Raw genomic sequence first — 12,710 nt, 5'->3', positions numbered from 1 at the left:
GAGTAAGTCTTGGCTTGCTTACATCCCTGTGGGAGTGAGCTTGCTCGCGCTGGCGTGAGATCAGGCTCACATCTGGTGACTGATACACCGCGATCGCGAGCAAGCTCACTCCTACGGGAACGTGTTCACTGAAACAACAGAATTCAACACAGGTGCTCTATGACCACAGCCAACGTTTACCAACAGCGGCCAGCGACCGAGGCCAAAGCCGAGTCGCCACTGTTTCATGCTGACCTTCAGAGCCTGATTGGCAAGGGCCGCAGCAATCCGGGCGTCGTGCTGCGGGAGAAAAAACTGCTTGGCCACCTGACCATCCGTGGCGATGGCCACGACCCGGCGTTCGCGGCCGGCGTGCACAAGGCGCTGGGCATGGAACTGCCGGGCGCGCTGGCGCTGGTCTCCAGCGGCGATAGCTCGATCCAGTGGCTGGGCCCGGATGAGTGGCTGTTGATCGTCCCGACCGGTGAAGAATTCGCCGCCGAGCAGAAGCTGCGCGAAGCGCTCGCTGGTCTGCACATCGCTATCGTCAACGTCAGCGGCGGGCAATCGCTGCTGGAGCTGACCGGTCCGAAGGTGCGCGAAGTGCTGATGAAGTCCACCAGCTATGACGTGCACCCGAATAATTTCCCGGTGGGGAAGGCCATCGGCACGGTGTTCGCCAAATCGCAGCTGGTGATCCGCCGTACCGGTGAAGAGACCTGGGAACTGGTCATCCGCCGCAGCTTTGCCGATTACTGGTGGCTGTGGCTGCAGGACGCGAGCTCGGAGTATGGTTTGGGCGTCGCTGCCTGATTCCGGATTGACGACACGACCTGTGCTGATCGTTCCCACGCTCAGCGTGGGAACGCCGCCTGTGATGCTCCGCGTCACTCGACTATGGACGCGGAGCGTCCTGAACCGCATTCCCACGCAGAGCGTGGGAACGATCAAGGAATATCTATGAGCCGCGCCCCCGATACCTGGATTCTGACCGCCGACTGTCCCAGCGTGCTGGGCACGGTGGACGCGGTGACGCGTTACCTCTTTGAGCAGGGCTGCTACGTCACCGAGCACCATTCGTTCGATGACCGGCTGTCCAGCCGCTTCTTTATTCGCGTCGAGTTCCGCCAGCCGGAGGGATTTGACGAGTCGTCTTTCCGTGCCGGCCTGGCCGAGCGCGGCGAATCCTTCGGCATGATCTTCGAGCTCACGGCCCCGAATTACCGCCCGAAAGTGGTGATCATGGTCTCCAAAGCCGACCACTGCCTGAACGATCTGCTCTACCGCCAGCGCATCAATCAGCTGTCCATGGACGTGGTTGCTGTCGTCTCCAATCACCCGGACCTCGAACCATTGGCGCGCTGGCACGACATCCCCTACTACCACTTCCCTCTCGATCCCAACGACAAACCGGCCCAGGAAGCGCGGGTGATGAAGGTGATCGAAGACACCGGCGCCGAACTGGTGGTGCTTGCCCGCTACATGCAGGTGCTGTCGCCGGAGCTGTGCCGCAAGCTCGATGGCAAGGCGATCAATATTCATCACTCGCTGCTGCCAGGCTTCAAGGGCGCCAAGCCCTATCACCAGGCTTACAACAAGGGTGTGAAACTGGTCGGCGCGACGGCGCATTACATTAACAACGACCTCGACGAAGGGCCGATCATCGCCCAGGGCGTCGAAGTGGTCGACCACAGTCACTACCCTGAAGACCTGATCGCCAAGGGCCGCGACATCGAAGGCCTGACCCTGGCACGCGCAGTGGGTTACCACATTGAGCGCCGGGTGTTTCTCAACGCCAACAGGACGGTGGTGCTGTAGGTGGTAGCTGCAAGCTTCAAGCTTCAAGCCGCAAGAAAAGGCGGTGTTCACACTTCTTGCGGCTTGTAGCTTGCCGCTCGAAACCCGATCCACTCTCTATCCAACAATAAATAAAGAGGTGATGGCATGTCTGGTAATCGTGGTGTGGTGTATCTCGGCGCAGGCAAGGTCGAAGTACAGAAAATCGACTATCCCAAGATGCAGGACCCGCGCGGCAAGAAGATCGAGCACGGGGTGATCTTGCGCGTGGTTTCCACCAACATTTGTGGTTCCGATCAACACATGGTGCGTGGCCGAACGACGGCCCAGGTTGGCCTCGTACTGGGTCACGAAATCACCGGTGAAGTGATCGAGAAGGGCAGCGACGTCGAGAATCTCAAGATCGGCGATCTGGTGTCCGTGCCGTTCAACGTCGCCTGCGGCCGTTGCCGCTCCTGCAAAGAACAACACACCGGCGTCTGCCTGACCGTTAACCCGGCCCGTGCCGGCGGTGCCTACGGTTACGTCGACATGGGCGACTGGACCGGCGGGCAGGCCGAATACGTGCTCGTGCCCTACGCCGACTTCAACCTGCTCAAGCTTCCCGATCGCGACAAGGCGATGTCGAAGATCCGCGACCTGACCTGCCTTTCCGACATCCTGCCGACCGGCTACCACGGCGCAGTGACTGCCGGCGTTGGCCCGGGCAGCTCGGTGTACATCGCCGGCGCCGGTCCCGTGGGGCTTGCCGCTGCTGCCTCGGCCCGCTTGCTGGGCGCTGCAGTTGTGATCGTCGGTGACGTCAACCCGGTGCGTCTGGCGCACGCCAAGGCGCAGGGTTTTGAGATCGCCGACCTGTCCAAAGACGCCCCGCTGCACGAGCAAATCGCCGATCTGCTGGGTGAGCCCGAAGTGGACTGCGCCGTCGACGCTGTGGGCTTTGAAGCGCGCGGTCATGGCCATACGGGCGCCAAGGCCGAGGCACCGGCCACCGTACTCAACTCACTGATGGGCGTGGTTCGCGTCGCTGGCAAGATCGGCATTCCCGGCCTTTACGTAACGGAAGACCCGGGCGCCGTGGACGCTGCCGCCAAGGTGGGCGCGCTGAGCATTCGTTTCGGCCTGGGCTGGGCGAAATCCCACAGCTTCCACACCGGCCAGACACCGGTCATGAAGTACAACCGTCAACTGATGCAGGCCATCATGTGGGACCGCATCAACATCGCCGATGTGGTGGGCGTGGAAGTCATCAGCCTCGACGATGCCCCGCGCGGTTATGGCGAGTTCGATGCCGGTGTGCCGAAGAAATTCGTCATCGATCCGCACAAACTGTTCAGCGCCGCGTGATCCTCTGACGCTCACAAAAGGCGACCTTCGGGTCGCTTTTTTTATGTCCGACGTAGGGTTCTAACCCGACATTTGTAGGGCGTTTCTGAAAATGGTTGAGGAGCGCTTGAATTGCGTTCCTGCTTGTTTCAGCTGCCTTTTCTCCGTGCTATTTGTCCGGCCGGTTTTTCAGGTGGCGGGTCATGCATGGTTGTCAGGTGGGTTAGAACATCGATTCATTTCCTCGTCGCAATGCCGCTGCTCTGGCTGCCGGCGACGTTGGCAAGCGCTCACCTGGAGCCCTTTTCGTCGGGCTGGGCTTCCTCGGAAATGTTCTTTGAAAATCCGAATGCCTGCATCTGGGCCGGGGTCGACCCGCCGGTCTGCGAGGCAGGATACCGCGCTGCTTACCGACAGCATGTGCGAGTGGCGCCGACCTACCGTGAGCTGGCGGACTGCGAGGCGGACTTCACCCCGGGTGAGTGTTTCGCGGCCGACGTTTCCCGGCTCTGGTCGCCCTGGCTGTCCGGTTTCGCGATCATCACCCAGGTTCAGCTGACATCCACCGGGGGTAGCCCCGACTCCCAGGTGCGCCTCTTCAGTGAGCCGCTCTATCGCGGCGCCGATCATCAGGGCGGCACGCGCTTGATCAGCCTGCGGGAGAAGCTTAACAACGGCGAGCATTTCGATAAGGCATTCATTCGCCACCGAGTCCTTCAGGCGGGTTCGAAGGCTGCGAATCAACGGCTGGCGCGGACCTTCGAGCCGCAGCGCCTGTTTTATGTGAGCGAACCCTGAGACCCTGCGTGGAACTTCCCTTCGAGGGGCGGTCCAACGCGTGTTTACCCGGCCATGGCCGGTCTCCCGGAAAACGAGGTTGTTGCGATGAAAGTTTCACTGAAAAACGTACGCGGTGCTGCGCTGGCGAGCCTGATGGCGCTGGCAGCGACGCCGGTCTTCGCTTTCAATCTGAATGACGCGGCCAATGCTGTTTCCAATGCCACCGGCGGCCAGCAAAAGGCAACCGCCGCGCCTGAAGCAGCCGGGCTGTTGAACACGCTGGGCACCCAGTTGAACGTCACACCGGAGCAAGCGGTTGGCGGGACTGGAGCCTTGTTGGGGCTGGCCAAAAACAAGCTCGCCGGCAACGACTATTCGCAACTGAGCAAATCAGTGCCAGGCCTCGACCAGCTGGCCGGCACATCAGCCCTTGGTAGCCTGAGTGGTCTGGGCGGACTGTTGGGTAATTCCGGGAGCAGCAACTCTGCTCTGGATAGCGCACTGGGCAACGTGCAGAGCATGGGCGACGTGAACAAGGCGTTCAGCGCGCTGGGCATGAACAGCAGCATGGTCAGCCAGTTCGTCCCGGTGATTCTGCAATACCTCGGTCAGCAAGGCGCTGGCGGTTCGGCGTTGCAGGCGTTGAGTGGCGTCTGGGGCGCCAAGTAAATTGAGTTGCCGCGCCCCTGCAAAAGGGGCGCTTGTTGCCAAGAAGTGGTGCTAGGAAATCAGGCCGCGTAACTCGGCAATTCGCGCATCCTTCTCTTCCCACAGCCGGTTGACCCAGTCCTGCACATACACGCGGAACACCGGGTCGTTCTCGTAATCGCCCTGCCACAGCGCCGGGTCGAGTTCGCGGGTCTGGATGTCGACGATCACCCGCGGCACCCGTCCTGAAATCAAGTCCCAGAACCCCGGAATGCGCGCACTCGGATAAACGACCGTCACATCGAGCACCGCGTCCAGTTGCTCACCCATCGCCGCCAGCACAAATGCGACGCCGCCCGCCTTGGGCTTGAGCAAGTAACGATAGGGCGAAGCCTGCTCGGCTTTCTTGGCTGGGGTAAAGCGCGTCCCCTCCAGGTAATTCACCACCGTCACCGGCTGACGTTTGAACAGTTCGCACGCCTCCCGGGTGATTTCCAGATCCTTACCCTTGAGCTCGGGATGCCTGGCCAGAAACGCTTTCGTGTAGCGCTTCATGAACGGGTAATCGAGCGCCCACCACGCCAGCCCCAGGAACGGCACCCAGATCAGCTCTTTCTTGAGGAAGAATTTGAAGAACGGCGTACGTCGATTCAGCGCCTGTACCAGCGCCGGGATGTCGACCCAGGACTGGTGGTTGCCGATGACCAGGTAGGACGTGTCGCCACGCAGGCCTTCGTCGCCGCGGATTTCCCACTGGGTTGGCAGGCAAATTTTGAAAATCAGCTTGTTGATCTCACACCAGGTCTCGGCGATCCACATCACTGCCGCCGAGCAGTTGTCGCGCATCTCGCTCTGGAACACCAACTTGAGCAGCGCGAAGACCATCAGCGGGCCGATCAGCACCAGCGTATTGAGCAGAAGCAGCAGCGTGACGGCAATTCCGGTGAGCAGGTGACGCATAAGGCACTCGCGGTCGACAGGGTGGCGCGCAATGATAAGCAGGCCGGGCGCCTGGCGCAAAATCCCTGGTGGCACCGACGAATGTTTCACGCCGTTTTCGGTACGCTTCCCATTGCCTGCACCGCGACTGCCCGGTGCTGCAGTTCCGGGCGCGAACCATCGGCAAAGTTATGGTCTAAACCGGGCACGCCCGACCGCTCATCCATCACGAGGAAAATGTGACGTGAAATCCCTTCTGGCGCTTATGTCTTTGCTGGCGTTGCCTGTCATGGCTGCCGAACCGACGCTGTACGGCCGTTACGAATACATTCAGGTCTCGGAGATCGGCGAGACGTTCAAAGCCAAAATGGACACCGGCGCGTTGACCGCATCGCTGTCGGCCAAGGACATCGAACTGTTCAAGCGCGATGGCGATGACTGGGTGCGCTTCCGTCTGGCGACCAAAGACGCCGACAGCAAAGTGTACGAGCACAAGGTTTCGCGCATCAGCCGAATCAAGGGCCGTTCCGAAGGCGACGATGAAGAAGAACCGGCTGACCCGACCAAGCGCCCGGTCGTGGACCTCGAACTGTGCCTGGGCAACGTCAAGCGCACCGTTGAGGTCAACCTCGTCGACCGCAGCCACTTCAACTATCCCTTACTGATTGGCGCCAAGGCCCTGCGCGAATTCGGCGCGGCGGTTAACCCGGCCCGTCGGTATACGGCGGACAAGCCTGACTGCTGATTGACGCGCGGGACTGATATCCGGCACCGTTCCGGCTTTACGCCACGTGCTCGGATGCCATGCCCCACATTCTCATTGTCGAAGACGAAGCCGCCATTGCCGATACCCTCATCTATGCCCTGCAGGGCGAGGGTTTCACCACTGCGTGGCTAACGCTGGGACAGGCGGCCGTCGACCTGCAACGCGAGACGCCCGCCGACCTCATCATCCTCGACATCGGCCTGCCCGATATCAGCGGCTTCGAAGCCTGCAAACAACTGCGTCGGTTTACCGAGGTGCCGGTGATGTTTCTGAGCGCCCGTGATGGTGAAATTGATCGCGTGGTGGGGCTGGAAATCGGCGCGGATGACTACGTCGTCAAGCCGTTCAGCCCGCGTGAAGTCACTGCACGGGTTAAGGCGATCCTCAAACGAATCGCGCCTCTGGTCGACGCCAATCCCCCCACCGGCCATTTTTCGGTGGATGCCCAGCGCGTGCTGATCAGCTATCGCGGCCAGCCCATGAGCCTGACGCGGCACGAGTTTCGCCTGTTGCGCTGTCTGCTGGAGCAACCAGGACGGGTGTTTAGCCGAGAGCAGTTACTCGATGCGGTCGGCGTTGCCAGCGATGCCGGCTACGAGCGCAGCATCGACAGCCACATCAAAAGCGTCCGCGCCAAGTTGCGGGCGATCGTCGCCGAGGCCGAGCCGATTCAGACCCATCGCGGGCTTGGCTACAGCTACAGCCCGGATCACAGCTGATGCGGCTGGGCCTGCGGATTTTTCTGGTCTATGCCCTGTTCATTGGCCTGACGGGGTATTTCGTCCTCAACACGGTGATGAAAGAGGTGCGCCCCGGCGTTCGGCAATCTACCGAAGAGACGCTGGTGGACACCGCAAACCTTCTTGCCGAGGTGCTGCAGGCCGACGTTAAAGCGGGCACCTTGAGCCAGAGCCGCTTTCCGCAAGTGCTCACGGCCTATGGGTTGCGACAGCCGGACGCGAAGATCTGGGGCATGCCAAAGAATCAGGTCAATAACCGCGTGTATGTGACCGACGCCCACGGCATTGTGTTGCTCGACTCCAGCGGAGAGGCTGTGGGGCAGGATTATTCACGCTGGAATGATGTGTTTCTCACCTTGCGTGGCCAATATGGCGCGCGCTCGACCCGCAGCGATCCTCAGGACCCTAACTCATCGGTCATGCACGTTGGCGCGCCGATTCGCGACGGTGACCGCATTATCGGTGTCGTGACCGTGGCCAAACCCAATAGCTCGCTGCAGCCTTACGTCGACCGGACAGAGCGGCGTCTGCTGTATTACGGCGCGGGGCTGATCGTTCTGGGGGTGATGTTCGCTGGGTTGCTGTCGTGGTGGGTGAGCAGCGCGCTGCGTCGATTGACCGAATACGCCCAGGCCGTGAGCGAAGGGCGCCGCGTCGAGCTGCCCCGGTATCGAGGCGGCGAGCTGGCGCAGTTGTCTGCAGCCGTCGAGCACATGCGCACACAGCTGGAAGGCAAGGACTACGTCGAGCGCTATGTGCACACCCTCACCCATGAACTGAAAAGCCCCCTTGCTGCGATCCGCGGCGCTGCCGAGCTGTTGCAGGGCGACATGCCCGCCGATCAGCGGCAGCGCTTCGTCAGCAACATCGATAACGAAAGCGCGCGCGTCCAGCAGTTGATCGAACGGCTGCTGAATCTGGCCATGGTCGAACAACGCCAGGGACTGGAAGAGCGCGTCCTGGTGCCACTTGCCGGGCTGGTCGAGGACACGCTGGCGGCGCAGGCCGCGCGCATCGAGCGCAAGGGTTTGATCGTCGAACGGCTGATTACGGCTGAGGTGTTTGTGACTGGGGAGCGCTTTCTGTTGCGCCAGGCGTTCTCCAATTTGCTCGACAACGCGCTGGACTTCACGCCAGACGGAGGCACGTTGCGCTTCAGCGCCGAGCGGGAGGGCGAGCGCGTGAACGTGCTGTTTTTCAACAGCGCCGACCCCATTCCCGAATACGCACTGCCTCGCCTGAGCGAGCGCTTCTATTCCTTGCCCAGGCCCGACAGTGGCCGCAAAAGCACTGGCCTTGGGCTCAACTTCGTTGAAGAAGTGATGCAGTTGCATGGAGGGGAAATGCAGATACGGAATGTTGCAGGCGGGGTGATGGTGGTGTTGCAGCTGCGAGTAACGCTGCGATAAAACAAGCCGGTCCGTTAACGTTGTAGACCTGGAGAGGCAAGGGTTTCATCGTCCGAAACATTCCACACAATCTCCACACTTCCCCCACGACTGCTCCACACAGACTTTTCAGAATCTCCCCATCAAAACCGGGAGAGTTCGATGAACAAGGGCATGTCGATTTACAAGGTGGGAATGATCGGTCTGTTGATACTGGCGCTGATGATCCCGTTGATGATGATCAATGGCCTTATCCAGGATCGACAGAGCAGGCGCGACGAAGTGGTCGAAGACATCGCGCGCAGCTCCAGTTACAGCCAGCACATCAGCGGGCCGCTATTGATCGTGCCGTATCGCAAGTTGACCCGGATCTGGAAGCTCAACGCGGAGTCGCGCGAGCGCTATCAGGAAACGGTTGAGGAAAAGGGCCGCTTGTACTTCCTTCCCGAACGCTTTGAACTGGATGGCAAGGTCCAGACCGAAGTGCGTTCGCGCGGCATTTACGAGGCTCGCCTTTATCACGCCGATAACACGCTGAGTGGGCAGTTCGTGCTGCCCGAGCACTTTGGCCTGGGCAATGATTTCGAGAACTACCGGTTCGATGCCCCTTTTCTTGCTGTCGGCATTACAGATATTCGTGGCATCGAAAGTGCGCTGAAGCTTGATCTCAATGGCGAACAACTGGACTTCGTTCCAGGTACCGACGTGGCGCTGTTGGGGGAGGGCGTGAGCGTCGTGCTGCCGCTGGAAACCGGCGTCGAGCAGAAGCGCCTGAATTTCGCGTTCGATCTTCGTCTGCAGGGCACTGGACAGTTGCAGATCACGCCCGTGGGCAAATCGAGTGTTGTACGGGTGGCGGCTGACTGGCCGCATCCGAGCTTCATTGGCAACTACCTGCCCGCCAGTCGCGACGTTTCCGGGCAGGGCTTCACCGCCAATTGGCAGACTTCTTTCTTCGCAACCAATCTGCAGGAAATTCTCAACCGCTGTTCATCCAGCGAAGTGTGTACCGAGTTCGCCGGTCGCAGTTTCGGCGTGAGCTTCATATCGCCGGTCGACCAGTACCTCAAGAGTGATCGCTCGATCAAATATGCGCTGCTCTTCATCACGCTCACCTTCGCGGGCTTCCTGCTGTTCGAAGTGCTCAAAGGGCTGGCGGTCCACCCGGTGCAATACGCTCTGGTCGGTGCGTCGCTGGCGTTGTTCTATCTGCTGTTGTTGTCGCTGTCGGAGCACCTGGGCTTCACGCTCGCGTACGTGTTATCGGCCAGTGCCTGTGTGGCGCTGATCGGGTTCTACGTCTGCCATGTGCTGGGCAGCGTTCGTCACGGACTGTCATTCGGCGTGGCGCTGGGAATCCTGTATGCATTGCTTTACGGCCTGCTCGGTGCCGAAGACTACGCCTTGCTGATGGGCGCTCTACTACTGTTCGGAGTGCTCGGCGTGTTCATGGTGCTGACGCGCAAGCTGGACTGGTATGCGCTGGCGCAACGTCCCGCAAAACCTGCCGCGCTGGTGGTCGAGGCGAGTCATGAGTAGTCGGGTGGGACTGCGCGAAGACCAGCAGATCGGGCACGGGCTTGCAGTGGAGATAGCGAACTGGCTGCGGACCGACGAAGGCCGATTCCTTCGCGGTCCGACGGCGCAGCCCTCACCGAGGCGGACCGATTCGCGTCGCGCGAATGAATCCGACCTCGTTGATACCTTTGATTTGAAAGCAATCAGGCGGGCGGCTGGGTTTCCAGCATCGATGGCCGCTGACTGACTTCGTAATACCAGTTCGCCAATCGCGGGTAGCTGCTGCGCCAGCCCAGATTTGGCTGGCGGAAATCCAGATAGCCCAGCGCACAGGCCACGCTGATCGACGCCACGTCGAAATGCGTACTCAGTTCAGTGACGGCTTCGGCTTCGAAGTAGGCCAGCGTGCGAGCGATTTTCTCTTGCTGGGCGTCGAGCCATTCCGCCCAGTGTTTCTCCTCGGGCCGCAGGAAGGTCTCGTACCGGATGAGCAGCGCAGCGTCCATGAGGGCATCGGCCAGTGACGCGAGCGTCAATCGCCGCCAGCGCGCCGAGCCTTCTTTGGGAATGAGAGGGTTGCCGACGTGCTGTTGATCCAGGTATTCGAGAATGACCCGGCTGTCATGGATCACGTTGTCGTCAGCCAGGCACAGCGCCGGAATCTTCCCGCACGGATTGTCGCGGCAGACTTCGGCGTCGGGGCTGACGGGGGTGAGCGCAACCGCTTTGAGACTGACCCGGCTTGCCTGTCCGGTTTCATGAAGCAGGATCAGCACCTTGCGCGCGAAGGGTGAAGCGGCGTTGTAATGCAGCGTCATGCTGGGCGCAGACATGGATATTCCTCTGATCGACCTGGCCCTCCAGACTAGTGAGGGCAAGGACGCTGTGCAATATCCGGATGATATGCCGGGCCGATTTGCGACGGCCCGGACCTGAATGTCAGACCGTCGGGACCCCGTCTGCCGAGTCTGCCGATGCCGTTCCGGATTGCGCCGAAGGTGTGCCGGTCAACAGCGGCTTGGCGACAAACCAGATGATCGTGGCGGCGACGAGATCGAAAGCGGCCAGGGCCACAAACAGCGGGCTGTAGCCAACCTTGGTGACCATGATCCCGAGCACCAGCGTGAACAGCGCCGCGCCCAGAAACCCGAACATGCCACCCAGGCCGGTTGCCGTACCCACTTCGTTCTTGCCGAAAGAGTCCGACGTGATGGCGTACAACGCGCCTGACAGCGTCTGGTGCGCAAAACCGCCAGCGCACAGCAGCGCGATGGCGACGTAAGGGCTGTCCACCAGACCGATGCAGCCAGGGCCGATCATGCACAGCGAACCGAACACCATCACCATCTTGCGCGACGTCAGCAGCGAGACGTTGAAGTGCTTGTAAAAGAACGGGCTCAGGTAACCGCCCAACACGCAGCCAATGTCGGCGGCTAGAAACGGCAGCCAGGCAAACATCGCGATTTCCTTGATGTTCATGTGGCGTTCGGTCATCAGGTACAGCGGAATCCACGCGTTGAACGTCTGCCAGGCCGGCTCCGACAGCATGCGTGCCGAAGCGATTGCGTAGAAATTGCGGGTGCCGACGATCTTCTTCCAGCTGGCGTGCTTGGTCGGCGCGTCCTTCAGGTGGGATTCCTGACCGGCAAGAATGTAATCGCGTTCCTCATCGCCCAGCAGACGCTGATTGCGCGGGTGCTTGTAGAAGAACAGCCAGCCTGCGCTCCACAGCAGACCCAGCCCGCCGACGATGACGAACGCGATCTGCCAGCCGCTGTGCAGGATCGCCCAGACCACGAGGGGAGGGGCCAGCAACGCGCCGATCGACGAACCGATGTTGAACCAGCCGATGGCGACCGAGCGCTCTTTGGCCGGAAACCATTCAGTGGTCGCTTTGATCGCCGCAGGAAAACCCGCCGCTTCAGTGATGCCCAGCAAGCTGCGCAGGAACGCCAGACTCTGCCAACCGGTGGCCATGGCCGCCGATGCGCACGCCACCGACCAGGCAATGGCGAAAACCGCGAAGCCGATTTTGGTCCCGATGGCGTCAATCACGTAGCCGGCAACCGGCTGCATGAAGGCATAGCCCATCTGCCACGCGATGACTACGTGCGAGTACTGTTCGGTGGAAATGTTCAGCTCGCTCATCATGGTGGGAGCGGCGACGGAGAGGGTGTTGCGCGCGAGATAGTTGACGATCAGCCCGCCGGTTATCAGCGCGACCATCCACCAACGGATGCCTTTGATTTTCATCGAGTCCACTCTGGGTATTGTTTTTATTTAGCGGCGATCGTTATACGTCGTCGTATGACTCGATTTAGTCAAACGCACGTTTTGTTGTCAATTGAAATACCTGCAAATCGCCATTGTATTTCTTTATGTAACTGGATTGTCACCGGCGGGGCTGGGTTTTGGGGTGATCGATTGCCTATGGAGTCGTGAGATTCGGAGGCAGAACACGGGCCAGCCGGATGTGTAAATGGCGGGAGGTCATGTGATGACTAGGATGGCGGAACGTGCTTGCCCCGCGCGAGGAGGAGCGTGGGACAAGCCAGTTGGTGGGTGGGGCAATGCGATTCGCTACTTTGGCTCGTCGTCACGCCACCAGCTGTATATCACTAGGTCTACTCCGAGATAGAAAATGCCAAATAACAGTGTTTCGTAATCCAGGAAGTAGGCATCTCGCACTTCTTCCATTGCGACAATCCATGAGATGACGTACTTGAAGTAGAAGACTATCAGCGCCAAGCCGGTCAAGCATTGAAAGAGTCTTGGTACGGTGATTCGACGGGTACCCCAGATTACAAAACACATAATTGCCAGGGACAG

General features: G+C 60.3%; 12 protein-coding genes. 9 read left to right on the top strand and 3 right to left on the bottom strand.

From position 1 onward, the window contains the following. Positions 1-159: 159 nt before the first annotated feature. From QMX88_RS08905 to QMX88_RS08885, 5 genes are all read left to right on the top strand, one after another. A complete protein-coding gene (locus QMX88_RS08905; RefSeq protein WP_282368335.1) occupies positions 160-792 on the top strand; it encodes a sarcosine oxidase subunit gamma in 633 nt (210 codons plus the stop codon). A gap of 147 nt (positions 793-939) precedes the next feature. Continuing rightward, entirely contained in the window at positions 940-1,797 is an 858-nt protein-coding gene (gene purU / locus QMX88_RS08900; protein WP_122536486.1) for a formyltetrahydrofolate deformylase, read from the top strand. A 126-nt stretch (positions 1,798-1,923) separates the two neighbouring features. Next, on the top strand, positions 1,924-3,123 hold the full coding sequence (gene fdhA / locus QMX88_RS08895; RefSeq protein ID WP_282368332.1) for a formaldehyde dehydrogenase, glutathione-independent: 1,200 nt from the start codon (positions 1,924-1,926) through the stop codon (positions 3,121-3,123). 309 nt (positions 3,124-3,432) lie between these two features. Further along, positions 3,433-3,900 (top strand): DUF1190 domain-containing protein, encoded by a 468-nt coding sequence (locus QMX88_RS08890; RefSeq protein ID WP_282368330.1) that lies wholly within the window; start codon positions 3,433-3,435, stop codon positions 3,898-3,900. Between the two features lie 87 nt (positions 3,901-3,987). After that, positions 3,988-4,551 carry a DUF2780 domain-containing protein gene (locus QMX88_RS08885; protein ID WP_282368328.1) on the top strand — a complete coding sequence of 188 codons (564 nt, stop codon included), beginning with the start codon at positions 3,988-3,990 and terminating at the stop codon, positions 4,549-4,551. 51 nt (positions 4,552-4,602) lie between these two features. Here the strand turns inward: QMX88_RS08885 and QMX88_RS08880 are convergent, their stop codons facing one another. Further along, entirely contained in the window at positions 4,603-5,490 is an 888-nt protein-coding gene (locus tag QMX88_RS08880) for an acyltransferase (protein WP_282368326.1), read from the bottom strand. Positions 5,491-5,713: 223 nt separating this feature from the next. Between QMX88_RS08880 and rloA2 the strand changes: the two genes are divergently transcribed. The 4 genes from rloA2 to creD all read left to right on the top strand — a co-directional run bounded on the left by rloA2 (position 5,714) and on the right by creD (position 9,902). Then, the gene (gene rloA2 / locus QMX88_RS08875; RefSeq protein WP_282368324.1) at positions 5,714-6,214 is read left to right on the top strand and encodes a retropepsin-like aspartic peptidase RloA2; all 501 of its coding nucleotides are present in this window, start codon (positions 5,714-5,716) and stop codon (positions 6,212-6,214) included. Positions 6,215-6,273: 59 nt separating this feature from the next. Continuing rightward, the gene (gene creB / locus QMX88_RS08870) at positions 6,274-6,954 is read left to right on the top strand and encodes a two-component system response regulator CreB (protein WP_282368322.1); all 681 of its coding nucleotides are present in this window, start codon (positions 6,274-6,276) and stop codon (positions 6,952-6,954) included. Then, positions 6,954-8,384, top strand: coding sequence for a two-component system sensor histidine kinase CreC (gene creC, locus QMX88_RS08865; protein WP_282368319.1), 1,431 nt, complete (start codon positions 6,954-6,956; stop codon positions 8,382-8,384). The genes creB and creC overlap by 1 nt, the downstream gene beginning before the upstream one ends. A gap of 141 nt (positions 8,385-8,525) precedes the next feature. Continuing rightward, on the top strand, positions 8,526-9,902 hold the full coding sequence (gene creD, locus QMX88_RS08860; RefSeq protein WP_282368317.1) for a cell envelope integrity protein CreD: 1,377 nt from the start codon (positions 8,526-8,528) through the stop codon (positions 9,900-9,902). Between the two features lie 182 nt (positions 9,903-10,084). Here creD and QMX88_RS08855 read toward each other — a convergent pair whose 3' ends face one another. Together QMX88_RS08855 and QMX88_RS08850 are read right to left on the bottom strand one after the other, a co-directional pair. Continuing rightward, positions 10,085-10,714 (bottom strand): glutathione S-transferase family protein, encoded by a 630-nt coding sequence (locus QMX88_RS08855; RefSeq protein WP_192173159.1) that lies wholly within the window; start codon positions 10,712-10,714, stop codon positions 10,085-10,087. A 106-nt stretch (positions 10,715-10,820) separates the two neighbouring features. Then, positions 10,821-12,134, bottom strand: coding sequence for an MFS transporter (locus tag QMX88_RS08850; RefSeq protein WP_282368314.1), 1,314 nt, complete (start codon positions 12,132-12,134; stop codon positions 10,821-10,823). Between the last annotated feature and the right edge of the window lie 576 nt (positions 12,135-12,710).

The organism is Pseudomonas sp. PS02290, assembly GCF_029960075.1.
Lineage (GTDB): Bacteria > Pseudomonadota > Gammaproteobacteria > Pseudomonadales > Pseudomonadaceae > Aquipseudomonas.
Note: the sequence above shows the minus strand (reverse complement) of the source record. Positions and strands in the feature narration are given on the sequence as shown.

Coding starts and splice junctions, on each gene's coding strand:
- QMX88_RS08905 (WP_282368335.1), top strand. CDS start 160: ATGACCACAGCCAACGTTTACCAACAGCGGCCAGCGACCGAGGCCAAA.
- purU (WP_122536486.1), top strand. CDS start 940: ATGAGCCGCGCCCCCGATACCTGGATTCTGACCGCCGACTGTCCCAGC.
- fdhA (WP_282368332.1), top strand. CDS start 1,924: ATGTCTGGTAATCGTGGTGTGGTGTATCTCGGCGCAGGCAAGGTCGAA.
- QMX88_RS08890 (WP_282368330.1), top strand. CDS start 3,433: ATGTTCTTTGAAAATCCGAATGCCTGCATCTGGGCCGGGGTCGACCCG.
- QMX88_RS08885 (WP_282368328.1), top strand. CDS start 3,988: ATGAAAGTTTCACTGAAAAACGTACGCGGTGCTGCGCTGGCGAGCCTG.
- QMX88_RS08880 (WP_282368326.1), bottom strand. CDS start 5,490: ATGCGTCACCTGCTCACCGGAATTGCCGTCACGCTGCTGCTTCTGCTC.
- creB (WP_282368322.1), top strand. CDS start 6,274: ATGCCCCACATTCTCATTGTCGAAGACGAAGCCGCCATTGCCGATACC.
- creC (WP_282368319.1), top strand. CDS start 6,954: ATGCGGCTGGGCCTGCGGATTTTTCTGGTCTATGCCCTGTTCATTGGC.
- creD (WP_282368317.1), top strand. CDS start 8,526: ATGAACAAGGGCATGTCGATTTACAAGGTGGGAATGATCGGTCTGTTG.
- QMX88_RS08855 (WP_192173159.1), bottom strand. CDS start 10,714: ATGTCTGCGCCCAGCATGACGCTGCATTACAACGCCGCTTCACCCTTC.
- QMX88_RS08850 (WP_282368314.1), bottom strand. CDS start 12,134: ATGAAAATCAAAGGCATCCGTTGGTGGATGGTCGCGCTGATAACCGGC.